21 protein-coding genes and 2 pseudogenes are annotated in these 25454 nt (G+C 73.9%); 12 read left to right on the forward strand and 11 right to left on the reverse strand.

Translation table 11 applies throughout. The features are described 5' to 3' along the window. Positions 1 to 13: 13 nt before the first annotated feature. The 5 genes from ACFVSN_RS21940 to ACFVSN_RS21960 all read right to left on the reverse strand — a co-directional run bounded on the left by ACFVSN_RS21940 (position 14) and on the right by ACFVSN_RS21960 (position 5078). Positions 14 to 1054: a DUF2637 domain-containing protein gene (locus ACFVSN_RS21940; protein WP_380443542.1), complete on the reverse strand. Its 1041-nt coding sequence runs from the start codon at positions 1052 to 1054 to the stop codon at positions 14 to 16. Between the two features lie 214 nt (positions 1055 to 1268). Next, positions 1269 to 2207 carry a (2Fe-2S)-binding protein gene (locus ACFVSN_RS21945; RefSeq protein WP_387956430.1) on the reverse strand — a complete coding sequence of 313 codons (939 nt, stop codon included), beginning with the start codon at positions 2205 to 2207 and terminating at the stop codon, positions 1269 to 1271. A 174-nt stretch (positions 2208 to 2381) separates the two neighbouring features. Beyond that, positions 2382 to 3254 carry a hypothetical protein gene (locus tag ACFVSN_RS21950; RefSeq protein ID WP_380443538.1) on the reverse strand — a complete coding sequence of 291 codons (873 nt, stop codon included), beginning with the start codon at positions 3252 to 3254 and terminating at the stop codon, positions 2382 to 2384. Between the two features lie 182 nt (positions 3255 to 3436). Next, positions 3437 to 4291 carry a hypothetical protein gene (locus ACFVSN_RS21955; RefSeq protein ID WP_387956431.1) on the reverse strand — a complete coding sequence of 285 codons (855 nt, stop codon included), beginning with the start codon at positions 4289 to 4291 and terminating at the stop codon, positions 3437 to 3439. Between the two features lie 175 nt (positions 4292 to 4466). After that, the gene (locus tag ACFVSN_RS21960; RefSeq protein WP_380499105.1) at positions 4467 to 5078 is read right to left on the reverse strand and encodes an NTP transferase domain-containing protein; all 612 of its coding nucleotides are present in this window, start codon (positions 5076 to 5078) and stop codon (positions 4467 to 4469) included. 145 nt (positions 5079 to 5223) lie between these two features. Here ACFVSN_RS21960 and moaA point away from each other — a divergent pair, with 145 nt between their 5' ends. The 3 genes from moaA (at position 5224) to ACFVSN_RS21975 (ending at position 8752) form a co-directional block, all read left to right on the forward strand. Beyond that, on the forward strand, positions 5224 to 6219 hold the full coding sequence (gene moaA / locus ACFVSN_RS21965; RefSeq protein WP_387956432.1) for a GTP 3',8-cyclase MoaA: 996 nt from the start codon (positions 5224 to 5226) through the stop codon (positions 6217 to 6219). 129 nt (positions 6220 to 6348) lie between these two features. Next, on the forward strand, positions 6349 to 7101 hold the full coding sequence (locus ACFVSN_RS21970) for an HNH endonuclease family protein (RefSeq protein ID WP_380443530.1): 753 nt from the start codon (positions 6349 to 6351) through the stop codon (positions 7099 to 7101). A gap of 79 nt (positions 7102 to 7180) precedes the next feature. After that, a complete protein-coding gene (locus tag ACFVSN_RS21975) occupies positions 7181 to 8752 on the forward strand; it encodes an alpha/beta hydrolase (RefSeq protein WP_380443528.1) in 1572 nt (523 codons plus the stop codon). 69 nt (positions 8753 to 8821) lie between these two features. Here ACFVSN_RS21975 and ACFVSN_RS21980 read toward each other — a convergent pair whose 3' ends face one another. Both ACFVSN_RS21980 and ACFVSN_RS21985 read right to left on the reverse strand, forming a co-directional pair. Beyond that, positions 8822 to 11296 carry an ArnT family glycosyltransferase gene (locus ACFVSN_RS21980; RefSeq protein ID WP_387956433.1) on the reverse strand — a complete coding sequence of 825 codons (2475 nt, stop codon included), beginning with the start codon at positions 11294 to 11296 and terminating at the stop codon, positions 8822 to 8824. Positions 11297 to 11420: 124 nt separating this feature from the next. Next, positions 11421 to 12542, reverse strand: coding sequence for an alpha/beta hydrolase (locus ACFVSN_RS21985; protein WP_380499109.1), 1122 nt, complete (start codon positions 12540 to 12542; stop codon positions 11421 to 11423). 173 nt (positions 12543 to 12715) lie between these two features. Here ACFVSN_RS21985 and ACFVSN_RS21990 point away from each other — a divergent pair, with 173 nt between their 5' ends. From ACFVSN_RS21990 to ACFVSN_RS22010, 5 genes and pseudogenes are all read left to right on the forward strand, one after another. Further along, the gene (locus tag ACFVSN_RS21990; RefSeq protein WP_380508269.1) at positions 12716 to 13657 is read left to right on the forward strand and encodes a hypothetical protein; all 942 of its coding nucleotides are present in this window, start codon (positions 12716 to 12718) and stop codon (positions 13655 to 13657) included. Between the two features lie 136 nt (positions 13658 to 13793). After that, positions 13794 to 14411, forward strand: a pseudogene (locus ACFVSN_RS21995) (trypsin-like peptidase domain-containing protein); the annotation flags it as partial. 204 nt (positions 14412 to 14615) lie between these two features. Continuing rightward, positions 14616 to 15341 (forward strand): annotated as a pseudogene (locus ACFVSN_RS22000) (putative Ig domain-containing protein); the annotation flags it as partial. Positions 15342 to 15408: 67 nt separating this feature from the next. Further along, positions 15409 to 16830: an RNA-binding protein gene (locus tag ACFVSN_RS22005; RefSeq protein WP_387956434.1), complete on the forward strand. Its 1422-nt coding sequence runs from the start codon at positions 15409 to 15411 to the stop codon at positions 16828 to 16830. Further along, positions 16827 to 17483, forward strand: a complete 657-nt coding sequence (locus tag ACFVSN_RS22010; protein WP_387956435.1) for an HAD family hydrolase — start codon at positions 16827 to 16829, stop codon at positions 17481 to 17483. Before ACFVSN_RS22005 ends, ACFVSN_RS22010 begins: the two co-directional genes overlap by 4 nt. A gap of 23 nt (positions 17484 to 17506) precedes the next feature. On the opposite strand, the gene ACFVSN_RS22015 is transcribed toward ACFVSN_RS22010, so the two are convergent. Then, a complete protein-coding gene (locus ACFVSN_RS22015; protein WP_387956436.1) occupies positions 17507 to 18238 on the reverse strand; it encodes an SDR family oxidoreductase in 732 nt (243 codons plus the stop codon). A gap of 104 nt (positions 18239 to 18342) precedes the next feature. Here ACFVSN_RS22015 and ACFVSN_RS22020 point away from each other — a divergent pair, with 104 nt between their 5' ends. Then, positions 18343 to 19194, forward strand: a complete 852-nt coding sequence (locus tag ACFVSN_RS22020) for a helix-turn-helix transcriptional regulator (protein WP_380443515.1) — start codon at positions 18343 to 18345, stop codon at positions 19192 to 19194. A 123-nt stretch (positions 19195 to 19317) separates the two neighbouring features. Here ACFVSN_RS22020 and ACFVSN_RS22025 read toward each other — a convergent pair whose 3' ends face one another. Then, complete coding sequence (locus ACFVSN_RS22025; RefSeq protein ID WP_387601960.1) at positions 19318 to 20160, reverse strand: hypothetical protein; 843 nt, start codon at positions 20158 to 20160, stop codon at positions 19318 to 19320. A gap of 138 nt (positions 20161 to 20298) precedes the next feature. Between ACFVSN_RS22025 and ACFVSN_RS22030 the strand changes: the two genes are divergently transcribed. Both ACFVSN_RS22030 and ACFVSN_RS22035 read left to right on the forward strand, forming a co-directional pair. Next, positions 20299 to 20619: a cupin domain-containing protein gene (locus ACFVSN_RS22030; RefSeq protein ID WP_387601957.1), complete on the forward strand. Its 321-nt coding sequence runs from the start codon at positions 20299 to 20301 to the stop codon at positions 20617 to 20619. After that, positions 20616 to 21272: a tetratricopeptide repeat protein gene (locus ACFVSN_RS22035; protein ID WP_387601954.1), complete on the forward strand. Its 657-nt coding sequence runs from the start codon at positions 20616 to 20618 to the stop codon at positions 21270 to 21272. Before ACFVSN_RS22030 ends, ACFVSN_RS22035 begins: the two co-directional genes overlap by 4 nt. A 166-nt stretch (positions 21273 to 21438) precedes the next feature. Here ACFVSN_RS22035 and ACFVSN_RS22040 read toward each other — a convergent pair whose 3' ends face one another. Together ACFVSN_RS22040 and ACFVSN_RS22045 are read right to left on the reverse strand one after the other, a co-directional pair. Then, entirely contained in the window at positions 21439 to 22131 is a 693-nt protein-coding gene (locus ACFVSN_RS22040; protein WP_387601951.1) for an aspartate/glutamate racemase family protein, read from the reverse strand. Between the two features lie 47 nt (positions 22132 to 22178). Continuing rightward, the gene (locus ACFVSN_RS22045; protein WP_387601948.1) at positions 22179 to 24041 is read right to left on the reverse strand and encodes a CocE/NonD family hydrolase; all 1863 of its coding nucleotides are present in this window, start codon (positions 24039 to 24041) and stop codon (positions 22179 to 22181) included. A gap of 268 nt (positions 24042 to 24309) precedes the next feature. Between ACFVSN_RS22045 and ACFVSN_RS22050 the strand changes: the two genes are divergently transcribed. Then, positions 24310 to 25431: a HoxN/HupN/NixA family nickel/cobalt transporter gene (locus ACFVSN_RS22050; protein ID WP_380443503.1), complete on the forward strand. Its 1122-nt coding sequence runs from the start codon at positions 24310 to 24312 to the stop codon at positions 25429 to 25431. Positions 25432 to 25454: the final 23 nt, after the last annotated feature.

Below are 25454 nucleotides of genomic sequence, written 5' to 3' on the forward strand. Positions count from 1 at the left end.
CCGTGCCGCGGCACTAGCCGAACTGCTGCTCCAGGTCCTTGAGCTTCTGCTCCAGCGAGTCCAGCCGGGGCAGCGTCACGGTGTCCTCGTCGGCGGTGAGGTCGATGGTGCGCAGCTCGGGGCGGGCCGGGAGGCCGGGCGGCACCACGGTGCCCCCGGCCGCGGCCTCGACCCCGCGGGGGCCGGCGGAGCGCTCCGCCCCGGGCCCGCCGGCTATGGCGGGCTCCGAGCCGGCGGACTCCAACTGCCGGGCGCCGCCGCGTCCGCCGCGCCAGGCGCCGTTGCTGCGGCTGATGGCCCGGATCTCGGCGCGCTCCCGGCGCCCGGCGAGCTTGCGGCGCTCCTTCTCCGCCACCCGCTCCCGCTTCTCCTCGCGGACCTCGTCCACCGCCTCGTCGAGGCTGCGCACGCCCTCCAGGAGCATCAGCGACCAGGCCGCGTACGTCTCGCGCGGCGCGCGCAGCCAGCGCACGATGCGGATCTGCGGCAGCGGCCGCGGGACGAGCCCCTGCTCGCGCAGGGCGGCCCGGCGGGTCTGCTTGAGCGCCCGGTCGAACAGGATGGCCGCCGAGAGCGACATCCCGGAGAAGAACTGCGGGGCGCCGGCGTGGCCGAAGCCGCGCGGGGCGTGCACCCAGTTGAACCAGGCGGAGGCGCCGGCGAACAGCCACACCAGCAGGCGCGAGCCGAGGGCGGCGTCGCCGTGGCTGGCCTCGCGGACGGCGAGCACCGAGCAGAACATCGCCGCGCCGTCGAGCCCGAACGGCACCAGGTACTCCCAGCCGCCGGAGAGGTTCAGGTTCTGCACCCCGAAGCCGACCAGGCCGTGGAAGGAGAGCGCGGCGGCGACGGCGGCGCAGCAGAACAGCAGCGTGTAGGAGGCACCCCCGTACAGGGATTCCTTGCGGCGGCGCCGTTCCTCGGTTCGCTCCCAGGTGTCCGCGCCCGCGGCGGCGGATCCCCGGCTCCGGGCCAGGGCCAGGAGGAGTGCGCTGACCAGCAGCCCTACGCCTCCGGTGACGGCCCAGCCGAGCGGTATGTCGGACAATTTCATCGCCGGGACCAGCCTCGCTTTCCTGCGTCGCGTTCCTGCGTCGTGATGGCGGGGACCATCATGACGGATGCGTGCCGAAGGAATGGCCGATTCGCCGTCAATGCGCTGAGTAGAGGGATTTCTGACCCCGACTCAATCGCATTTTCGTATCAATGTGCGGCGGACGATTGCCGGAATTCCGGGCTTTCCGGATTCCCGCTCGCACGTCCTTTCGTCAATTCCGCGTGACGCGCGGGCAGCCGCCGCACATCGCCGCGGGCTCGGCGGTGTAGACGAGGCAGCAGCTGGCGCGCGCCCGGTCGGTACCCGAAGGACCGCCGGGGCCGCCGCCCCGCGGGCCGAAACCGGCGCCCGGGGTGAAGGGGGACGGGCCCGGGGCGGAGGTGGTGGCCGCGCCGGGCGTGCACGCCGGGGCGGCCGGGTCCAGCAGGGCGGTCAGCTCGGTCCGCGCCCGCTCCTCCTCGCCGAGCAGTCCGGCGACGTGCCAGAGCCCCTCGACCGCAGCGTCGGTGGCCATCGCCCACAGCACGCGCGGCCCGCGCCGCACCTCGGGGCGGAACGCGGCCAGCACCGGCGCGAGGAACCCGCCCACCGCCCGCCGGAGTTCGGCGGCCAGCGCGGCCCCGCCCGGCACCGGACGGGCCTGCGGCAGCTCGGCGGCCGGGTCCTCGGGCAGGCAGGCGAAGGCGCCCGGGCGGACCGTCACCTCGCCGGTGCGGCGGCGCAGCGAGACGTCGGCGGGGGTGAGCAGCGGGACGCGCCGCTCCAGGAACCACGGCGCGGTGAACAGCAGGGAGGCGGGCCAGACGAAGCGGTGCAGGGCGAAGCCGGCGGCGACGTCCGGGCGCAGCGGCTGCCCGTAGCGGGCGAGGCCCTGGCGGGCGTCGTGGGCGATCAGGTCGCGGACGGCCCCGGGGCGGTCGGCGAGGTCGGCGGCGGGGATCCAGCCGCGGCCGCGCCGGGGCGGGGCGCAGTGCACGCGCAGGACGGGGGAGAGGACGGCGAGCCGGCGGTAGGCGGCGGCGCAGGGGTCGGCGGGGTCGGGGTCGGCGGGATCGGAGGCGTCGGGGTGGGGGCCGGCCGTGGTGGTGTGCGGGGCGCGCGGCGCGGGGCCGGGCCGGGTGCTGCTCGCGGTGGCGCTGGTCGCGGTCATGGGCGGGCCCCATCGGGTCGTCCGGGCCCGCCGGCGGGTGGCACGGCGGGGCCCGCCGGACCGCTGGGCGGAGCCCCGGCGCGCGCCCGCGCCGGGCCGGGGCATGGCGGTGCCCGGGAGCGGCAAGGCGAACCTGGCCGGGGCGCTGCTCTCCCCAGCCAGGTTAGGCTCACCTTAGCTGATGCTGCCCCTGGTCTCCCGTCCGATGCGTCCGTCCGGGGGAGGCGCCGGAGCGCGGCCCGCGCCCAGCTGGCGCGCGAGCCACACGGGCACGCCTCCCAGGGCGTGGACGAGCCGGGTGGCCTCGGCGCGCAGCCGCGCCGCCTCGGCCGGTTCGGACACCTCGGCGAGCGCCGCGAGCGCCGGTGCGACGCCCACGGTGAAGCCGAGTTGCTCGCGCAGGCGCAGCGAGGCGTCGAAGCCCTCGCGGGCGTGGCCGTGGTCCCCGCGCGCGAGCGCCAGTGCGGCGAGGTGGCGCCAGGTGTAGGAGCGCAGCAGCTCGTCGCCGCGCTCGCCGGCGCCGTCGTGCGCCCTGCGGTAGGCGATCCAGGCGGCACCGCGGTCCCGCAGGAGGTTCTCCGCGACCAGGCCGCGGCGGAAGTCCAGCAGCGGGCGCCCGGGGGCGTCCGGCGGGAGCAGTGCCGAGGTGCGGCCGAACGCGGCCTGCGCCTCGTCGAGCCGGTCGCGGGGGCCGAGCACGCTGGCGAGGTACGCCAGGAAGCCGCGGGCGCAGGCGGCGGCCGCGCGCTGCTCGGTGGTGGTGACGCCGGCCTCGGCCAGGCGCAGCGCCTGCTCCGCCTGCGTCCAGTGCGCCGCGGTGAACAGGCAGCGCTCGATGAGGAGTTCGGCGCGCCCGAGGGCGACCGCCGGATCGTGTTCGGCGGCCGGTCGCAGCACGTCGGCGGCCTCCTGCCAGCACCCCCGGGACCGCAGCCGCCACACGGCGTCCCCCGGCTCCTCCGGTGCCGCCCGCCCCCGCCCGTCCGGGCCGCTCGGGCCCCATCCGTGCTCCGACAACGCCACCTCCTTGTGTGCGCCATCCAGCATCGGCACGGCACCCCGCAGGTCCTGGCGCCGGGCTCCTGCTCACCTTGCGGGCGAGGGGAGTTCGGCGACAGGACGGGGTCCGCGCTGTGGCGGCAATTCAACACGCGGGTGAGCTTGTGCACCAGATCACGAGCGCAGGTTGTTGCGTCCGCGGAGGAATCGATCCAGTGGGGCGGGCGGGGTCAGGAGGTCCAGCCGGTCTCCATCAGCGCCTCGGCGGCGCCGTTGGCGGGCTGCGGGACGCCGGCGAGGTCCAGGCTGAACAGGGCGACCAGCAGTTGTTCGCCGCGGACGGTGGCCTGGTGGGAGTAGCCCGCGAGGGTGAACATCGCGGCGGCCATCTCCTCGGCGTGCAGGGTCTGCAGCCACAGGCACTCCACCGACTTGACGTCGGCGGGCTCGGTCCAGGTGTCGACCTGGGCGACCATCCGGCTGCCCAGCAGGGTGACGCCGTCGCGCTCCTGGGCCTCCGTCAGCTCCAGGTCGTCGAAGCCGAGCCACTCCAGGTAGCGGGCGGCGGTGAACACGGCGTCCTGGGAGGTGCGCACCGGGTGCGGGCGGAAGGGCGCGCGGTGGCGGAAGGGCTTGGCCTGGCCGCCGCTGCCGCCGGGCGGGGCGGGCACCGGGGCGTTCATCGGGTGCGCCGGGTACGGGCGGGCGGGCTGCGGCCCGGTGCCGCCGAGCGGGGCGGCGGTGCCGCCGCCGCCCAGGCGGGTGGTGCGGTCCACCGGCAGGCGGACGGTGGCGCCGCAGTTGCAGGTGAACTCGGGCTGCGGCCACTGGTCGGAGCGCCCGCAGTGCGGACAGCGCATGCTCAGCCAGGAGTCCTCCCAGGAGCGGAAGCGCACCTGCACGGGCACACCGCCGCGCAGCAGCGGCACCTTCAGGGAGGCGCCGCAGGGACAGGGCAGCGAGGGCGGTTCGTAGAGGTGTTCGCGGCGGCAGGCCGGGCAGCGGATCGCCCGGCCGCCACCGCCCGCCCCCGGCCCGTGGCGAGCGGGGTCGTGTCCGGTGAAGTCGTCGGGCAGTCCGGCCATCTCGGGCTCCGTCCGTTCGAGTCGGGTGGGAGGACGCCTCCCATGCTCCCTGAAACCGGGGCCGATGGACGCGGAATGGGGCAATCCTCAGGGAGAGATCAGGGGTGTGCGGCCGGTCGGTGTGCGGAGCGTGCGGTGGGGCGGCGCGGGCCGGTGGTGTGCGCCGGGCGGATGGTCACCCGGCGGACCAGCGGGCCAGGTCGGCCGGGGTGTCGAGGTCGTCCGGGACGGCGATGTCGGCGCACTCGACGAGCGTGATCGCGTCCGCGTGCGCCGTCAGGAGCGCGCGGGCTCCCGCGTCGCCCGTCGCGCCCCGGGCGGCCTCCGCGAAGTGCCGGGCGCCGATCAGCACCGGGTGCCCGCGCCGCCCGCCGTAGGCCGCCGCGGCGAGGTCGGCGCCCGCCCGGTGCGCGGCCAGCAGGCGGGCCACCGCGGCCGGGGTGACGCCCGGGGTGTCGACGAGCATCACCAGCACCGCGGACGCGCCCGGGGCGAGCGCGGCCAGGCCGGCCCGCAGCGAGGAGCCCATGCCGCCCGCCCAGTCCGGGTTGGCGACCAGGCGGCAGCCCGGCAGGTGGGCGGTGGCGCGGACCTTCTCGCGCTCGGCGCCCAGCACCACCGTCACGTCCGTGCAGCCGCCGGCCCGTACGACGGCCACCGCGTGTTCGACCAGCGGCCGGCCGTCGTAGCGGATCAGCGCCTTGGGCCGCCCGCCGAGCCGGCGCCCGCCGCCGGCGGCGAGCACGAGCGCGGCGACCGGCGCGGGGGGCCCGGGAGTGGTCTGCATGGGCCCAGCCTGCCCGCCCGGGGCGTCGCCGTGCATCGTGGGAACCCACAGTTGTACGAATCCACAAGGCGAAGCCGCAGGTCGTGGCCGGTCCCCGGCGGTTCGGCCGCTGGCGGTGCGCCCCCGCGGCCCCTGTACTTGGCAGATGAACACCGCACCGCGCCCGCTGCTGGACCGCTTCGGCCGGGTCCACACCGACCTGCGGGTCTCGCTCACCGACCGCTGCAACCTGCGCTGCACGTACTGCATGCCGGCCGAGGGTCTGAACTGGCTGCCCAAGGCCGAGGTGCTCGGCGACGACGAGGTGCTGCGGCTGGTGCGGATCGCCGTCCGGCGGCTCGGGATCACGTCGGTCCGGCTCACCGGCGGCGAGCCGCTGCTGCGCCGCGGCCTGCCGGACCTGGTCGGGCGGATCACCGCGCTCGGCCCCGAGGTGTCGCTGACGACCAACGGCATCGGGCTCGCCCGCACCGCCGCCGCGCTGCGCGAGGCCGGGCTGCACCGGGTGAACGTCAGCCTGGACACGCTGCGGCCCGAGCGCTACGCGGCGATCACCCGCCGGGACCGGATCGCCGACGTGTTCGCCGGCCTGGCCGCGGCGCAGGCCGCGGGCCTCGCGCCGGTGAAGGTCAACGCCGTGCCGGTGCGCGGCGTCAACGACGACGAGATCGTGCCGCTCGCCGAGTTCGCGGCCGAGCACGGCTACCGGATGCGGTTCATCGAGTCGATGCCGCTGGACGCGCAGGGCGCCTGGGACCGTTCGACGATGGTCACCGCCGACGAGATCCTCGCCGTCCTCGGCGCCCGCTGGGACCTCGTCCCGGTCGGCCGGCACGGCAACGCCCCCGCCGAGGAGTGGCGCATCGCCGGCACCGACACCGTGATCGGCGTGATCGCCTCCGTCACCCGCCCGTTCTGCGGCGGCTGCGACCGGGTCCGCCTCACCGCGGACGGGCAGCTGCGCAACTGCCTGTTCGCGACCGAGGAGTCCGACCTGCGCGCCCTCCTGCGCGGCGGCGCCGACGACGACGCGGTGGAGGCGGCCTGGCGCGCCACCATCGGCCGCAAGGGCCCCGGACACGCCATCAACTCCGAGGGCTTCGTCCGGCCGGAGCGCCCGATGTCCGCGATCGGCGGATAGGGCGCGCCTTTCGGCAATTGTGATCTTCGACATGCTCCTTGGGGTTCGCGTGGCGTCGCCTTGACCCGCTCTTGGGGCGGCTGATCTGCTGGTGCGCCGTCAGACCGCCCCTCACCCCGGGAGTCCTCCGTGCCCGCCCGCCGCACCGCGCTGTCCGCCGCCACCGTGTTCCTCATATGCGTGCTCGCGCTGGCCGGGTGGCTCGTCGGCGGGCGCGACGGCACTCCGCACGTCCGGGCCGGGGGCGCGGGCACCAGTCCGCTGGAGAACCCCGACGGCACCAAGCCCGGTCTCGCGCCGCTGAGTTCGCCGCAGGACCGCAAGGCCGGCCGCGACCTCATCGCGAAGGTCGCCACCGCCGCCCCCGGCCCGCGGGACGGCTACGACCGGAGCGAGTTCGGGCCCGCCTGGACCGACAACGTCGAGGGCGTCCCGCTCGGGCGCAACAACTGCGACACCCGCAACGACCTGCTCGCCCGCGACGGCACCGCCGTCGAGCGCAAGGACGGCTCGGACTGCGTCGTCACCGCGATGACCATCCTCGACCCGTACACCGGCACGACCGTCCGGTGGACCAAGCAGCAGGCCACGAAGATCCAGATCGACCACGTGATGCCGCTCTCCTACGACTGGCAGATGGGCGCCGCCACGTGGGACAAGGCCAAGCGCGTCCGGATCGCCAACGACCCGCTCAACCTGATCCCCGCCGACGGCTCCCAGAACGCCTCCAAGGGCGACTCCGGCCCGGCCGCGTGGCTTCCGGCCGACACCGAGATCCGCTGCGCGTACGCGGTGCGCTTCGCCCAGGTGTCGCTCAAGTACCAACTCCCGGTCACCGAAGCCGACAAGAAGACCATGCTCGAACAGTGCTCCGCCCGGTGAACGCCCGATCCCGCCGTCCCCGCAGGTCCCCGGCGTGACCGGAGCACCGGCCAGGTGGTATTCGTGGGCGGTGGACTCGATGATCCCCCGGTACCCGCGGCGCGCCCTGCCGGCCCTCGCCGCCGCCCTCGCCGTCGCGCTGCCCGCGGGCTGCACCGGCTCCGTCGCCCCGGGCGGCGCAGCGGGCACCGCCCCCCGCGCGCCGATCGCCGAACGGGTCTCCGACACCGCCTCCCCGGCCCTGCGCGCCCTCTACGACCAGCGGATCGCGTGGGCGCCCTGCAGCGACGACGGCAACGGCGATCCCGAGGAGACGGTCGTGCAGTGCGCCGTCCTCAAGGTGCCGCTCGACTACGCCGACCCCGGGGGCGAGACCATCGACGTCGCCCTCGCCCGCGTGCCCGCCGCCGACCCGGCCCACCGCCTCGGTTCGCTCGTGCTCAACCCCGGCGGCCCCGGCAACTCCGGCGTCTCCCAGGTCCAGTGGGGCTGGCGGAGCTTCGACACCCCGCTGCACGACCACTTCGACCTGGTCGGCTTCGACCCGCGCGGCGCCGGGCGCACGATCCCCGTCACCTGCCTCGACGACCGCACCCGCGACGAGTGGACCAGCACCGACGACCCGTCCTACGACCACGGCCAGGTGCTCGCCGACGCCTGCGGGGCCAAGTACGCCAAGGTGCTCCCGTTCGTCGGCACCCGCAACAGCGCCCGCGACATGGACGTGCTGCGCAGCGCCCTCGGCGACCGCAAGCTCGACTTCCTCGGCCTCTCCTACGGCACCTACCTCGGCGCCCTGTACGCCGAGGAGTTCCCCGAGCGCACCGGCCGGCTCGTCCTCGACGGCGCCGTCGAGCGCAGCACCGACCTCCTGCACATGAACGGCGAGCAGGCCGCCGCCACCGAGACCGAGTTCACCGCGTTCGCCGCCGACTGCGCCTCGGCCGAGGACTTCTGCCCGCTCGGCACCGACCCGGACACCGCCCCCAAGCGGCTCGCCACGTTCCTCGACGGCCTCAAGAAGCACCCGCTGAGCACCTCCGGCGGGCGGCCGGTCACCGCGACCCTCGGCTGGAACGGCGTCCTCAACGTCCTCTACGACGGGCACCGTTCCTGGGAGCGGCTGCGCGCGGCCATCGAACCCGCGATCACCCGCGCCGACGGCGACGAACTGCTCAAGCTCGCCGACGCCAACACCGGCCGCGACGAGGACGGCCACTTCGAGACGCCCGCCGACGCGTACGCCGCGATTCACTGCGCCGACGCCCCGCTGGCGCCCACCGACGCGGACCTGCGCGAGGCGCTCGCCGACCTCTCCGCCCGGGCCCCGCTGACCGGCTCGCACGACACCCGGGCCACCCTGCTCGACCCCGACTGCCGCCCCTGGCCCTACCGTTCGACCGAGCAGCCGCACACGGTGCGGGCGCCGGGCAGCGCCCCGGTCCTCGTCGTCGGCTCCACCGGCGACCCGGTCACGCCCTACCCGTGGGCGCAGCGGATGGCGGCCGGCTTCGAGCACGGCGTGCTGCTGACGCGCGAGGGCGACGGGCACACCGCGTACGACAAGAGCGGCTGCGTGCGCGGCGCGGTCACCTCGTACTTGGTGGACGGGCGGCTGCCGGAGGCGGGCACGCACTGCGCGACGGACTGACGGCCGGCCGTCGATGCGCCGAGGGGCGCACCGCGTGGTTCGCGGTGCGCCCCTCGGGGTTCGTCCGGCTCAGGAGGACGGGGCCGCCGTGAGGTCGTAGAACGTGGCGCCGCCGACCGTCTTCGCGGTGAAGTGGCCGGTCACCCACGCCTCGATCTGGGCGCTCTCGTTCTGCTGCCCGCTGTCGTCGCCGGCACCGCCGCCGCCGAAGCCGCGGTGCGAGCCGCCGCCGATGAACCAGTGGATCCTGCCCTCCTGGACGTACTTCTGGAAGTCGGCCAGGCTCAGCGACGGGTCGGTGCCGTTGAAGCCGCCGAGGGCCATCACCGGCTTGCCGGTGGCGAGCTGGTAGCTCGCGGCGTTCTGGGAGCCGGTGGTCGCGGCGGCCCAGGTGTAGTGGTCGGCGTCCTGCTTGAGGAGGGCCGCGGCCTCGTCGCCGACCTTGGTGCCGCCGAGCAGGCCGCCCATGCCGCCGCCCGTGCCGCCGGGGCCGCCGAAGCCGCCCGCGCCCTCGGGGTCCGCCGCGCCGGGCATGCCCGGGGTGCCGGTGCCGGTGCCGGTGCCGTTGCCGCGCTCGTGGCGACCGCCGTCGGCGCTGCCGCTGCCGGAGCCGTTGCCGGAGCCGTTGCCGGCACCGGGGAAGCCGCCCTGGCCGCCGCCGAAGCCGCCCGGGAAGCCGCCGCCGTTCTGGCCGTGCGGGGCCCGGCCGCCGGGGAAGCCGCCCTGACCGCCCTGACCGCCCTGACCGCCGGGGAAGCCCTGCCCGCCGGGGAACTGGCCGCCGAAGCCCCGGCCGTTGCCCGTGGCGCCCTTGCCGCCCCGGCCGCCCTTGCCGAACGCTCCCGGCCCGAACGCGCCCTTGACGGACGGCCCGGCCGTGATGATCGAGCCGTTGTGCGCCGTGCCGACGGTGTCCACCGCGTACGCCGCCGGGCCGCCGAGCGCCGCCGCGAGGCCCACGAGGCCGGCCACCGAGGCGATCCGCGCCCCGGTCCGCCCGGAGGTCCGCCCCGCGAACTGCCCGGCCACCAGCGCGGCCGCCGCCGCGAGCCCGGCGGCCAGGACCGCCCAGCGCAGCCACGGCAGGAAGCCCGAGCTGCGGCCGAGCAGGACGAACGCCCACACCGCCGTCGTCGCGAGGGTGCCCGCGAGGACCAGCGCGTACGGCAGGCGGTGGCGCGCCCGCCACAGCCCGTCCACGCCCATGCCGACCAGTGCGGCGACGGCCGGGGCGAGCGCCACGGTGTAGTACTGGTGGAAGATCCCGGACATGAAGCTGAAGATCAGCGCGGTGGAGACCAGCCACCCGCCCCAGACCAGGAACGCCGCGCGGGCGGTGTCGGTGCGGGCGTAGCGGCGGGTCGCCCAGAGCGCGACCAGCAGCAGGATCAGCGCGGCCGGCAGGAGCCAGGCGATCTGGCCGCCGATGTCGCTGCCGAACAGGCGGGTGATGCCGGTCTGGCCCCAGCCGCGGTTCTTCATCCCCTGCGCGGCGCCGGCCGGCAGGTCGAGCCCGGCCGGGAGGCGGCCGCCGCCGCCCACGCTGCCGCGCTCGTTGCCGTCGACCCGGCCGAGGCCGTTGTAGCCGAAGGTGAGCGACAGGAAGCTGTTGTCCTGCGAGCCGCCGACGTACGGGCGGGCGGAGGCGGGCAGCAGTTCGACGACCGCGACCCACCAGCCGCCGGCGACGGCCAGCGCGACGCCCGCGAGCAGCGTCTGGCGCACCCGCCGCCACAGGCCGGTGGGCGCCACGACGAGGTAGATCACCGCGAAGGCGGGCAGGATCAGGAACGCCGCCAGGGTCTTGGTGAGGAACGCGAAGCCGAACACGGCGCCGGTGAACAGCAGCCACCGGGTGCTCGCCGTCTCGATCGCGCGGATAAGCCCGTACGCGCCGACGGTGAGCAGCAGGACGAGCAGCGCGTCCGGGTTGTTGAAGCGGAACATCAGCGCCGCCACCGGGGTGAGGGCGAACGCGGCGCCGGCGAGCAGGCCGCCGAGCGGGGAGAAGCGGCGGCGCACCGCCGCGTACAGGACGCCGACGGTGGCGGCGCCCATGAGCGCCTGCGGGGCGAGGAGCGACCACGACGAGAGGCCGAAGATCCGCGCGGACAGCGCCATCGGCCACAGCGATGCCGGGGGCTTGTCGACCGTGATGAAGTTCGAGGCGTCGGAGGAGCCGAAGAAGAACGCCTTCCAGCTCTGGCTGCCCGCCTGGACGGCCGCGGAGTAGAAGGCGTTGGCCCAGCCGGAGGCGCTGAGGTCCCACAGGTAGAGGACGGCGGTGGCGGCCATCAGGCCGAGCAGGGCCGGGCGCACCCAGCGGGGGTCGTCGGCGCGGCCGCGCCAGGCGCGGGCGGGGAGCGTACGCAGTCGGCCCGACCAGGAGGCCGGGCCCTTGGGTCCGGCCGGCGGCAGGGACTGCTCGGGGAAGAGCGGTGCCGGGACCGGTGCGGGGGCCGGCTGGGGCACCTCCGGCGGCGGGAAGTCCGCGGCCTCGGGCCACGGTTCACCGGCCGGCTGGGTGTAGCTGGTCGTGGTCATGCGCCATACCGTGCGTGGCGCGCCTGAGAGAAGCGTGAGACGGGACTGTGAGCCGGGTGTGATCTAGGGTTTCACGCCCGGTTCGGCCGTTCTTGGCGGCCCGACGGGACGGCTCGCAGCACGCTCAGGCGGGCTGGGGCATGACCAGGTGCTTGCCGAGCCACTCCAGGGCCGGGGGGATCTCGCGGGTCCAGGTGTGGAAGTTGTGGCCGGCGGTGTCCAGGGTGATCGTGGACATCTTGGTCGGGGCCTTGAAGGCGCCGACCATGGCCTGGGTCTCGCCGTAGTTGTTCTCGTCGTTGGCGGTCGTCAGCAGCAGCGAGACCGGGGCGGGCGGCTGGTTCTTCAGCCGCCACAGGAGGTCGTTCTCCTGCTTCAGCTTGTCGCTGCCGCCGAACAGGTCGCCGGTGGTCTCGTCGTGGGCCGCGCTGTAGTAGCCGGAGAGCGCGATCGCCGCGGGGTAGGAGTCGGGCTTGCGCAGGGCGAACTTGAGCGCGCAGTAGCCGCCGGTGGAGTTGCCGATCACGGCCCGGTTGTCCGGGGCGGTGCCGATCCGGTAGGTGGTGGCGAGGGCCTTGGGCAGGTCGGTGGTGAAGAAGGTCTCCACCTGGGGGCCGTTCGGCACGTCGACGCACTCGGTGTCCCGGTTGCCGACGAGCGTGGGCCTGGTCATCACGAGGATGGTCGGCGGCAGCTTCTTCTGGGTGATCGCGTCGAGGGTGGACGCCGGGTACTGCATGAGCGAGATCAGCTTCTCCGGGGTGCCCGGGTAGCCGGTGAGCACCAGGGCCATCGGGAAGCGCTGCTTGGCGTAGTCCGGCTGGAAGTACTGCGGCGGCAGGTAGACGTAGGCCTCGCTGGTCAGGCCGCTGCCCGCTCCTTTGACGTCGACCTTCTGGATCAGGCCGGAGCGCTCGGGGTCCGAGCCCTGGGCCGAGTAGAACTTCTGCTCGCCGGTCACGGCCACGCCGGAGGCGTTGGGCGTGTGGTCGACCACGGTGCCGTTCTTGCCGCTGGTGCCGAGCAGGTCGGTCCACGAGCTGTAGAAGCCGAAGTAGCTGTTGGCGACCAGGCCCATGGCGATCAGCACCGAGACTTGGGTCGCGAGGAAGGCGCCGATCCGGCCGAGCCAGGACCTCCAGGTCCGTCCGCCGAATCTCGGCCACAGCCACATGGTGGCGGCGAAGACGGCGATCGCGATCACGGACGCGACGATCTGGAGGGGGAGGCCGGTGAGACTGAGCACGGGCCCGATGGTAGTTGACCGCCGCAGGCTCCCCACGCGCCCCTCGTGCGCGCCCGTACGCTCCTTGTGCGCCCTGTTGACCTTGCTGTGCACGCTCCGGGACGATGTCCCGCGGGATACGTGCACGTAGTGTGCGCGGCGCGTGCGGGGGACGACACGTGGGGGCGGGGTTCATGAGGTCCATCACCAAGGCCGGTCTGGCCGTCGGATCGGTGCTGCTGCTGGCGGCCTGTTCCAGCGGGGGAGGGCAGTCGGCCGCGGATCCGAAGCCGTCCGGTGGTTCCGCCGCGCCGCCGGCGCCGACCGCCACGCCCCGGCCGACGCCCACCCGGCCCGCGTACGGGCCCGTGCTCACCGGAGCCGTCGACCCGGTCACCACCGCGCTCGGCAAGGTGACCTCGGCCACGACCCTCGCCGACCTCGACACCGACCTCGCCGGGATCGCCACCAGCGCCAAGGCCGCGAGCCTCACGCTGCGCACGGCCGACCAGCCGCCCGAGGTCGGGATCACGCAGAGCGACCTCGCCTCCGCCCTCACCCAGCTCGGCACCGAGATGGCGAAGATCCAGGGCGACATCAAGCACAAGACCGTGTGCGGGCTCGGCGCCGGCCTCGCGGAGGTGGGCCAGGCGGCGAGCCTGAAGGCCGTCACCGCCTCCCTCGCGAAGATGGCGACGGCCGGCTACCCGACCACCTTCGCCGTCCCGCAGCTCCCGGCGGCGCAGAACCGCACGCTGGACAACGGCACGCTGGTCCGCAAGGGGCGGCTGAACGGCGAGGGCGTGTTCAAGGTCGACAACGGCGGCTCGTCGGACGCCGTCGTCACGCTCGCCCTGGACGGCAAGGCGGTCAACTCGGTGTACGTGGCCAAGGGCTCGAACGCGAGCATCGAGGGCGTCCGGGACGGGACGTACGAGGTGTACTTCTCGGGCGGCGTGGACTGGGACAACGACGCGAAGGCGTTCACCCGGAGCTGCCGGTTCACCAAGTTCCAGGACACGCTGGCCTTCGAGACCGGGCGCACCGCCACGTCGTGGTCGGTCACCCTCAAGCCGGTGGTCGGCGGCAACGCCAAGACCGAGGACGTGGACCAGAACAACTTCCCGCAACCGTAGCGTCCTTGACGTTCGACGGCGTTCCCCGGCCTTTTTCGGTCAGGACTGTTGACCCCTTGAAGTGGCCATGGCACTTTCGTGCGGCGCGGGCCTCGGCGACCAGTCGGGCACCCCGCGATCCCCCACAAGGAGAGCCATGTTCAAGAGACTTGTCGCCGTCGCCGGCGCGAGCGCGGTCATCGCCGGCGGGCTGACACTCGCCGCAGCCCCCGCACAGGCCGTCCAGGCGGCCGACCTCACGGCGACCATCGCGCTCGACGACTGCTCGGCCTCGCTGGTCCGCTACCCCGCCTCCGTCGACGGCGACCGGGCGCTCATGCTCACCAACGGCCACTGCCTGCCCACCATGCCGAGCGCCGGCCAGGTCATCCAGAACGTCCCCGCCAGTCGCAGCGGCACCCTGCTCGACGGCGCCGGGAACAGCCTCGGCACCGTCCAGGCCGACAAGGTCCTGTACGCGACGATGACCGGCACCGACGTCACGCTCTACGAACTCACCGACACCTACGGCGCGATCAAGAGCCGCTACGGCGTCACCGCGCTGACCGTCAACGACGGCCACCCGGTCAACGGCGCGGCGATGTACATACCCTCGTCGTACTGGAAGCAGGTCTGGAACTGCTCGGTCAACGGGTTCGTGCCCACCCTGCGCGAGGACCAGTGGACCTGGCACGACTCGCTGCGCTACAGCTCCGGCTGCAACACCACCCACGGCACGTCGGGCTCGCCCATCATCGACTCCGCGAGCGGGCGGATCGTCGGCATCAACAACACCGGCAACGACGACGGCCAGATGTGCACCCTCAACAACCCGTGCGAGGTCGCCGCCGACGGCAGCACCACCGCCACCAAGGGTCAGAGCTACGGCGAGGAGACCTACTGGTTCACCACCTGCCTCGGCGCGGGCCGGGCCATCGACCTGAGCGTCGCCGGCTGCCTGCTCACCAAGCCGGGCGGCGGCAGCTCCGTGTCGGTGAGCAGCCCCGGTGACCAGTCGACCACCGTCAACGGCTCGGTGAGTCTCCAGCTCCAGGCCTCCGGCGGCACCGCGCCGCTGTCGTACTCCGCCACGGGCCTGCCCACCGGCCTGTCGGTCGACTCCTCGACCGGCCTGATCTCCGGCGCGGTGAACACGATCGGGCAGTTCCCCGTGACGGTCACGGTCACCGACGCGACCGGGGCGACCGCGACCACGAGCTTCAACTGGTCGGTCCTGGGCGCGGGTGGCTCCTGCACGCCGGCGCAGCTGCTGGGCAACCCGGGCTTCGAGACGGGTACGGCGGCGCCGTGGACGGCGTCGAGCGGTGTGATCGACAACAGCGCGTCGCAGGCGGCGCACGGCGGCAGCTGGAAGGCGTGGTTGGACGGCTACGGCTCGGCGCACACGGACACGCTGTCGCAGACGGTGACGATCCCGGCGGGCTGCAAGGCGACGCTGAGCTTCTGGCTGCACATCGACACCGCGGAGACGGGCACGACGGCGTACGACAAGCTGACGGTGTCGGTCAACGGGACCACGCTGAAGACGTACAGCAACGTGGACGCGGCGGCCGGCTACCAGCAGCGGACCTTCGACCTGTCGGCGTACGCGGGCAAGAGCGTCACGCTGAAGTTCACCGGCACCGAGGACGCCTCGCTGCAGACGAGCTTCGTGATCGACGACACCTCCATCCAGACGAGCTGACGGACCGCTGACCGGCGGTGGCTCCTGCCGCGCGGTCCGGCCGGCCCGGCTGGCTAGACTGCGCGGCATGCCTCCCGTCCTCCGCCTGAAAGGCCCCCACGACCACCACTCCCGCGAGAGCCACGCGCAGGCCTGCACGGCCGCCGTCGCCGGCCTCGCGCTCGACGCCGGGGTGACCCGGCTGACGCTCGACAACCCGGCGCTGACCGGGTTCTTCTCGTTCTCCCAGCGCCGCGTGGGCATCAACGGTGACGGGCTGCACGGCCTCTTCGACTACCGACAGCGGGGCTACCACGACGGCGCCGAGGTGCCGTTGGCCACCGGACTGGCGCTGGTGCGCGCGATGGTGCTGCGGCACGGCGTGTGGTGCCGCCTCGACGGCGACGACGGGTTCTTCGTCCACGTCGACGACGAGGGCGAGTTGTACGTCGGCGGGGCCTTCCCGGGCGCCGCCGTGGAACGGGTGCGGGCGCTGGGACTTGACGTCGACGAGGTCCAACAGTCGCCGTACGTACGGGAGTTGGACGATGTGGCCGACGCACGCCCGGCCGACGACGCGTTCTGGGCGGAGGTCGGCGCGCTGGCCGAGGCCCGCGGCGCGGTGCTGCTTGAGGAGCAGTACGTCCGCAACGGCCGCCGGTGGTACGAGATCTCCTCCGTCGAGGAGGTCGCGACCGTGCGGGCGAAGCTGACGCCCCGCGCCCGGCTCGCCGTCTGGCCGGCCCTCTCGCCCGACACCGACGCCGTCCTGGCCGCGATCGAGCGGCGCGGGCCGGTCGCGCTGCTCGTCGAGGAACCGCAGCTCGGCGACTCCTTCCCGGCGTGTGTCGCCGAGCGGCACACGTCCGTGCGCAAGGGCCGGGCCGCGCTGATCCCCGTCGATGCGGCCGATCGCCACCCGCTTCTGTCCGCCGAACTCCCGGATCGGGATGGCGTGTTGCGCACCCGGTGGCGCCTCCAGCCGACCCGCGCCGAGCGGCTGCGGACCTACCTCGGGACGCTGTGGGCCGGCGACCGGGTGCGCGGGGTGGTGTCGACGGGCCTGGACGACATCGGTGTGCACGTGAACCTCGGCGACGGTGTCGGGCGGTACGCCGGATTCCTGCGCGTCCCCGACATGTCCTGGAGCCGCTTCGACTCGGTGGAGGACGTCGCGCCGGTGGGCCGGGAGATCGAGGCGCTCGTGTTGAACGTCGAATTCTCCTGGGAGCAGGTCAACTTGTCGGTGAAGGGCCTCCTGCCGGACCCGTGGCAGCTCTTCGCCGACACCGAGCCGGTCGGGCGGATGTTCACCGGAGTGGTCCGCAAGCTCCTCGTGCCGGGGGCGCTCGTCGACCTGCGCAACGACGCCGGCCTGGAACTGGGCGGCCTGCTGCCCGCCGAGGACGTCCCGTCCTGGGTCGAGGAGGGCTCCGAAATCGCCGTCGTCCTGGAGGAATTGGACCTCGACCGGCGCCGCATCCTGCTCCGGCCTAAGCTGAGCGGATGATCAAGCCGATTGAGTTGGTGATATTCGACTGCGACGGTGTCCTCGTGGACAGCGAGGTCATCGCCGCCCGCGTCCAGATGCGCCTCGGCGCGGAGCTGGGCTGGCCGCTGACCCTGCCCGACGTGGTCGAGCACTTCATCGGCCGCTCCGAGGCCGCCAACCACGCGGTGGTCGCCGAGCGGCTCGGCGCGGCGACCGCCGACCGCTGGCGCGCGCGGTTCGTCGAGCTCCATGCCGAGGCCGTGGACGCCGAGTTGGAACCGGTGGCCGGGATCCGCGAGGCGCTCGCCGGGATCGCCGAGCTCGCCCTGCCGACCTGCGTCGCGTCCAGCGGCTCGCACGACAAGATGCGCCACACCCTCGGCCGCACCGGCCTGTACGAGCACTTCGCCGGGCGGATCCACAGCGCCACCGAGGTCGGGCGCGGGAAGCCCGCGCCCGACCTCTTCCTGCACGCCGCCCGCTCGATGGGCGTCGACCCGGCCGCGTGCGTCGTCGTCGAGGACAGCCTGCCCGGCGTCCAGGCCGCCCGGGCGGCCGGGATGCGCGCCCTCGGCTACGCGGGCGGTCTCACCCCGGCGGAGCGCCTGGCAGGGCCGGACACGGTCGTCTTCGACGACATGCGGAAGCTGCCCGAGCTGATCCGACCCTAGGGCGGGTCTTTCGGGTCAGGCGACTACCAGGGCAGGGTGGTGCCGTACTCGCTCAGGAAGCGGCCGGTCGGGCCGTCGGCCGCCGCCGTCACCTGCGCGGCGATCCGTCGGCCGCCCTCCTCGGCGGTGAGCGAGCCGGTGTGGTCGTTCAGGTCCGTCGCGCAGAAACCGGGTTCGACGGAGCTGAACTTCACCCCGGCCTCCCGCAGGGCGCGGGCGTAGACGAGCGTGACGGCGTTGAGCGCGGCCTTGGACGTGTTGTACGCGAGCAGGGTCGCGTGCTCCCACACCGGGGAGTCCGGGTCGGCGAGGAACGACGTGCTGGCGAGGCCGCTGGAGACGTTGCACACGCAGCCGGCGGACGACTTCCGCAGCAGCGGGAGCAGCGCGTTGGTGACGGCGACGACGCCGAACACGTTCGTCTCGTACACCTCCCGCATCGCGGCGACGGGCAGCCGGTCGGGCGTGTGCTGCCGGTCCCGGGTGATGCCGGCGTTGTTGACGAGGGTGTCGAGCCGGCCGTGCTCGGCCTCGACCTGCTCGACGGCGGCGCCGATCGACGCCTCGTCGGTCACGTCGAGCCGCACGAAGTGGGCGTCGAGCCCCTCGGCGGTGAGTCGGGCGGCGGCCGCGGTGCCGCGCCGGTGGTCACGGGCACCGATCAGCACGGTGTGGCCGGCCCGGCCCAGTTCGCGGGCGGCGGCGAATCCGACACCCTTGTTGGCGCCGGTGATGAGGATGATGCGCTCGGTCATGGCATCGAGCCTGGCCCGCCGCGGGCGGCGCCGGGAGGGCACTGCCGAGGGTGGTATCGCCAATGCCATGGTCGCCGGGCGAGCGGACGGGCCACACTGAAGGCGTGGAACACGTCGACCGGGCGGAGCTCGCCGCCTTCCTGCGCCGCTGGCGGGCGCGCGTGCAGCCGTCGGACGTCGGCCTGCCGGCCGGCGGGCGCCGCCGCACCCCGGGCCTGCGCCGCCAGGAGGTCGCCCAGCTCGCGGGCATGTCGGTGGAGTACTACATCCGCCTCGAACAGGGCCGCGGCCCGCGGCCGTCCCGCCAGATGCTCGGGGCGATCGGCCGGGCCCTGCGCCTGTCCGACGACGAGCGCGCCCACCTCCACCACCTCGTCGGCGAGCAGCCCGGCCCGCCGCCGGGCCTCGACCGGGAGGTCAGGGCGGGCGTCCTGCACCTGCTCGACCGGCTCGACGACACCCCGGCGGTGGTGTGCAGCGCGGTCCGCGACCTGCTCGCCTGGAACGCCATGGCCGCCGCCCTGCTCGGCGACTACTCCGCCCTGCCGCCCGCCGAGCGCAACCTGATCTGGCGCTTCTTCACCGATCCGGAGAGCCGCTCCCGCCACGACCCGGCGGGCGTCGAGCAGTTCAGCCGCGGCGCGGTCGCCGACCTGCGGGCGGCGACGGCCCGCTACCCCACCGACGCGGGCGTGCGCGGCCTGGTCGACCGCCTGCTGTCGGCCAGCGCCGAGTTCCGGGAACTGTGGGCGCGGCAGGACGTCTCCGCCAGCCGCTCGAACCACAAGCGGATCCTGCACCCGGTCGTGGGCCCGCTCGACCTCGACTGCGAGGCGCTGCACGACCCGAAGCGCGACCAGTGGATCATCCTGTACACGGCGGCGCCCGGCACGCCCTCGCACGAGGCGCTGCGGCTGCTCAAGGTGGTCGGGAACCAGGACCTGGCGGTGCGGTAACCGCTTGCGGGGCTCCGGGGCTCCGGCCCGCTGGTGCGTCGTGTTCAGGTTCCCGGCCGGCCGTCCTGGGCTCGACGGCGTTCCGGTGGTCCGCGAGGTCGGTGACCGGACTCGGTCCGGGCCTCAGCTGTCGCCGGCCGGGAGCCGCCACACGAACGGGAAGAAGTCCCGCTTCCACTGCTCGGACCTCGCCAGGGCGTCGGCGGCCGCCGGGGCGCGCAGGAAGGTGCGGTGGCGCAGCAGTTCGCGGCGCTCGGCGGGGGTGAGCAGGCGGTCGTCCTCGTCGAGGTTCTCCGGGTGGTCGGCGGGCAGGTCCGGGTGGCCGTCGATCGGCACGCACTCGGTGACGTTGAGGTGGTCGCCGTCGGCCGTCCGGTAGTCGAGGCGCAGCTCGGTGCGCCACTGGGAGTTGCTGCCCCAGCCCTGCGAGAGGTCGACGGTCGGGCGGTGGCGCCGGCGGAAGGTCCAGTAGATCGGCCAGGCGTCGGCGACCCCGCGCTCCGCGTGCGCGGCGCCGGCCCGGACCCGTACGCCGGCGCGGCTGAACAGCAGCTCGCCGAGCATCAGTCCGGGCCAGCGCAGGCCGAGCACCTCGACGGGCGCGTCCCGGTCGTCGGCCTGGTCGACCTCGGCGATCTCGTGGTGGAAGGGGTCGAAGGCGCCGTCGTCGACGATCGGGGTCATGCCGAGCGAGGCGAAGAAGCCGAGGTACTCCTGCCACGTCCGGGTGTCGTCCAGCAGGAGGTAGTCGCTCACGCGGCTCAACGCGTAGAGCTCCCAGTTGAGTTCGCGCCCGTCCGGATCCTCCCACCACGGCTGGTGCCGGGCCGCGGTGGCGAGCTCCTCGCGGTAGCCGGCGTGCAGGGCCCGGTCGAGCCAAGGGGTGACGATCTCCTCGTACCGGTGCGCGCCCTCGTAGTCCAGCAGTGCCTCGTAGAGCGCCCGCGCGCCGACCTCGTCCGTCATGCCGGGAGCCTACTCGCAGGTTTTACCGAACGGTCGACCAATTGTCCGCGCAGGTCGCGTAGCGTCCGGGGCATCCACCGAACGCGAACGACGCGGACGCCTGCCGCCACGGCCGGGCGTGCCGCCGGGAGGCATGCCGTGAACCTTGTCCACACCGCTTCGTCCCTGCCCGGGGCCTGGGAGTCGGCGCTCCTCGCCGAGGTCGGGACGGCGGTGGTGAAGGTCCTGCGGATGGACGGCCGCCCGCTGCCGCCCGAGGTCCACGCGACGGCGGAGGCGCTGGTCGTCGTGGAGGGGCGGCTGGAACTGCTGGTGGACGACGCGGAGTTCACCGTTGCGGAGGGCGAGCTGTACCGGGTGCCGGCCGGTGCGGTCCATGCGGTGCGCCCGGGCAGTCGCGGGACGCTTCTCATCGTCGAGGTACCGGAGCGGCCCTCGTCTGGGACGATCGATTCATGATCTCGGACGAACGTTTGGACCAAGCCGCGCGGCTCTACGATCGTGCCGTATTCGGCGCCGACGCCGACGCCATCCCCGCCGCCGACCGCTGCCTCGACGCGGTGGAGGCGGACCTCGCGATGGCCCGCGGCCGGAACCTCCATGCCCGGTTCCTCGCGGAAGGGGTGGCGGAGGAAGGGGAGTTGACGCTCTTCTCGCGGGCGGATGAGCTCTACGAGGCGCTGGGGGACATGAGGGGCCGTGCCGACGCCCAGTTCTGGATCGGCACGTACCAGCAGTTAATGCGCGGGGACGCCGAGGCCGCGCGCCCGTTCTTCGAGCGGGCACTTGAGCTGGCGGAGCAAGCCGACGACGACCTCATCCGGTCCTACGCCCTGCGCCACCTCGGCATCCTGGCCCACATGGCCGGCCGGTTGGCGGAGGCCCGCGCATGGTTGGAGGAGTCCACCGCGCTGCGGAGGAAGCTGAACTTCCGTGCGGGCGTGGCGGCGAACCTGGTGGGCCTGGCGTACATAGCCGCCCAGGAGGGCCGGGAGGACGATGCCGTCGCGACCCTGGCCGAGGCGGAGCGCCTGGCGACCGAGACGGAGTCGCACGGCGTCCTGCGCTGGGTTGCGGACGCGATGCTCAAGCTTCGCTCAACTTCCGTGTAGGAAAGGGGAGTTTGGCTAATCTCAGAGGTGGGGGGAGAGAGCCCCGGCAGGCCCGGCCTGCCGGGCGCTCCCATGGGTTCAGAGCAGCCCGAAGTGGAACTCCCCAGCGGCGACCGGCGCCGGTGAACGCGGAGTGCGCCTCACGGTCGACGGCCAGACGAGTGGTTCAGGCGAGCGCTGCCGTGATCGCCGCCTCGGCGTGGAGGCGGGCGGTGGGGAAGACGGGGACGGGGCTGTCCTCGGCGTGGACGAGGAGTTCGATCTCGGTGCAGCCGAGGATGATGCCCTCGGCGCCAGCGGCGACCAGCTCGGCGATCACCCGGCGGTACGCGGCGCGCGACTCCTCGCGGACGACGCCGACGCACAGCTCCTCGTAGATGACCCGGTGCACGAGTGCGCGGCCCTCCGGGTCCGGGACGAGGACGTCCAGGCCGCCGCTCGATGCGAGCCGGCCGCGGTAGAAGTCCTGTTCCATCGTGAACGCCGTGCCCAGCAGCCCGACCCGGCGCAGGCCGGCGGTGCGGACGGCGGCCGCGGTGGCGTCGGCGAGGTGGAGGAGGGGGATGGTGACGGCGGAGGAGACCTGGTCGGCGACCTTGTGCATGGTGTTGGTGCAGATCAGCAGCAGGTCGGCCCCGGCCGCCTCCAGGGAGCGTGCGGCGTCGGCGAGGAGTTCGGCGGCCTCGGTCCAGCGGCCTTCGGCCTGGAGGCGTTCGACGGTGGCGAAGTCGACCGAGTAGAGCACGAGTCGGGCGGAGTGCAGTCCGCCGAGCCGCTCCCGGGCGAGTTCGTTGAGGAGGCGGTAGTACTCGGCGGTGGATTCCCAGCTCATGCCGCCGATCAGGCCGAGGGTCTTCATGGGGCCAAATATAAAGACAGAGGCGAATTTCATGCAAATATATAAGGCTAGCTTTGAGGGGTGTCCCGCGGTACGCGGTGCTGCCATTCCCTCGTGAAGACGACCGAGCCGGCCTCCAGGGCGCGGAGCTGGACGATGCTGATGAAGTGGGTGGCGTCGCACCGGAGTTGGGCGCGGGTCTGGAGGGTGACGTCCCAGCCGAGGTCGGGGCGTTCCAGGCGGGTGGTGTGGTCGGTGCGGGCCTGGGCGCTGAGGGGGGCGTCGGTGAGGACGCGGTAGGCGGTCACGGTGTGCTCGTCGCGGACGAGGCCGTCGGGCTGGGTGCGGGTGCCGTCGGCGGCGGGGGAGAGTTCGGTGCGCCACTCGTGGCGGCCGAGGTCGTGGACGGTGACGCGTTCGGGGCGGGCGGTGAGCGGCTCGGTGAGGTGGACGGCGAGCGGGTCGGGCAGCACCGGGGACTCCAGGACGACGGCTGTCGCGCCCACGTCGGCGGCGAGGTGGCGGACGGGCAGGGCGAGGGTGCTGTGCGACGGGTCGACGGCGTACCCGGAGCCATCGGGGGCGGGCCACACCCACGGCCAGTACACGGACGAGAGCGCGAGCCGCAGCCGGTGCCCGGCCGGGAGGGAGAACGCGCAGGCGGCCAGTTCGACGGTGACGTCGGCCGTGCCCGACGTCACCAGTACGCCCCGGGTGATCAGTTCCGACGTCCCGTCCGGCCGGACCGCGCACAGCCGCGCGACGATCAGAGCCGGCCGCTCGTCCTCGCGCAGCCGCAGCCGGACGGACGGGATGCCGAGGACCTCGACGGGCTCGGGCTGCGGCCGGGAGTCGAAGCAGACCGAGCGCCCGTCCTCCTCGCGCTGGTCCGGCGCCCGGTCGGCGGGCCGGCCGAGCGGGACGTAGGCGCCCGCGTTGAGGCCGGTGTGCTGGGGCGAGCGGACGTGGACGTAGCGGTCGTCGGAGGTGGTGCCGGCGGTCTGCAGCTGGCCGTCGAGGGCGTAGTGGATCTCGCGGACGTCGGGGGAGGGCCAGACCTCGTCGCCGACCCACCGGGTGCCGAGCAGGCTGCGCAGGGCCGGTTCCCTGCGGACGCCGGTGTCGATGTCGCGCAGCCAGTGGTCCCACCAGCGGAGGGTCTCGGGGAGGGTGTCCTCGGGCAGGCCGTGCGGCCAGGGGCCGACCAGGGCGCGGGCCTCGGGTGAGGTGGCGAGCAGGCGCAGGACGAACGAGCAGGACGGGTCGCCCCACCCGGCGATCGCGAGTGCGGGGACGGAGACCGGGACGGACGTCTCCCCGGCGGCGAGCCAGCGTTCGGCCGGCGGTTCCAGGGATTCGAGCCGGGCCAGCCACTGCGGGCGCCAGGCGTCGCCGACGTGGCGGGGGTCCGGCGGCCGGGCGGCGGAGGCGACCAGGGCGGTGAGCCGGGTGTGGAGGTCGGCGGCGAGGACGGCGCCGCCGAGCCGGTGGCCGCCCTCGGGGCAGGCGGCGACGACGGCGCGGACGGTCTCGGGGGAGCGCGCGGCGAGCTGCAGGGCCGTGGTGCCGGCCGCGCCGACGCCGAGCAGCCCCACCCGGCCGCTGCACCAGGGGCGGGCGGCGAACCAGGCGATCACGGCGGTGCCGTCGGCGAGCTCCCGGTCGTCGCCGGGGGTGACCGGCAGGCCGCCGGAGTTGCCGTGACCGCGGGTGTCGACCCGGACGGCGGCGTAGCCGTGGCCGGCGTACCAGGGGTGGCGGCGGGCGTCGTCGGCGGCGGACCAGTCGGTGAGCCGTCCGGCGGAGTACTCCAGGAGGGCGGGGACGGGTTCGTCGCTGACCGGCCGCCACACCCGGGCGGACAGCTCGGTGCCGTCGGGCAGGGGGATGCGGACGTCCTCGCGGGTGGTGTGGAAGGGGTACGACGGCATTGCCGCTCCCATCGGGTCCCGGGCCGGTGAACGCCGACGGGGGTGTGCGTGCCGGCATTCCGACCCTAGGGGAGGAGTCGGCCGATTTCCTGATGAATCGGGCGCGGTGGTGAAGGCCCGGATTTGCACCGCCTTCACCCGGCGTGTTCGGGGCTCGCCAGCGCGTGTTTGTGTCCGCAGTGCTTCAGTATTTGCGAACGGCTTGCAACTGCCTCCCGGTCGAGGGAAGGATGTCCCCGCACTCCGCTCCCCCGAAAGGACCACAGCAATGGCCAGCCCCGCCGCAGGTGCCCCGTCCGTCAGATGGTGGCACCGGCTCACCCGCGAGGAGTGGATCCGCCTGGCCGGCATGGGCGGCTTCATCCTCGCGCTGCACGTGATCGGCTGGTTCACGCTGCTGGCGCTCGTCGCGCCCGAGCACTACGACGTCGGCGGCCAGGTCTTCGGGGCCGGCATGGGCCTCACCGCCTACACCCTCGGCATGCGGCACGCCTTCGACGCGGACCACATCGCGGCGATCGACAACACCACCCGCAAGCTGATGGGCCAGGGCAAGCGGCCGCTGTCGGTCGGCTTCTGGTTCTCGCTCGGCCACTCCTCGATCGTCTTCGGCCTCTGCGCCCTGCTGGCCTTCGGCATCCGCTCGCTCGCGGACCAGGTCGAGGCGGACGACTCGACGCTGCACCGGATGACGGGCCTGATCGGCACCACCGTCTCGGGGACGTTCCTGCTGCTGCTCGGCCTGATCAACCTGGGCGCCTTCAACGGCATCCTCAAGGTCTTCCGCAAGATGCGCGTCGGCGAGTACGACGAGGAGGAGCTGGAGCGCCAGCTGGAGAAGCGCGGGCTGATGAACCGCATCCTCGGCAAGGTCACCCGGGCGGTCACCAAGCCCTGGCACATGTACCCGGTGGGCCTGCTGTTCGGGCTCGGCTTCGACACCGCGACCGAGGTCTCGCTGCTGGTGCTGGCGGGCGGCGCGGCGGCCTTCTCGCTGCCCTGGTACGCGCTGCTGACGCTGCCGATCCTGTTCGCGGCCGGGATGAGCCTGCTGGACACGATCGACGGTTCGTTCATGAACTTCGCCTACGAGTGGGCGTTCTCCCGCCCGGTCCGCAAGATCTACTACAACCTGACCGTCACCGGCCTGTCGGTCCTGGTCGCGCTGGTGATCGGCCTGATCGAGCTGATCGGCCTGCTCGGCGAGAAGCTGGACATCACCAGCGGCCCGATCGGCTGGATCGGCTCCCTGGACCTCAACTTCGTCGGCTACGCGATCGTCGGCCTGTTCGTGGTCACCTGGGCCGGGGCGATCCTGTTCTGGAAGTTCGGCAAGGTCGAGGAGAAGTGGTCGGCGGGCCTGGTCTCGGCCGGCAGCGAGGCGGAGTAGTCCCCGGAGCGGTACGAAGGGGC

It is taken from the genome of Kitasatospora sp. NPDC057904 (assembly GCF_042887925.1).
Taxonomy (GTDB): domain Bacteria; phylum Actinomycetota; class Actinomycetes; order Streptomycetales; family Streptomycetaceae; genus Kitasatospora.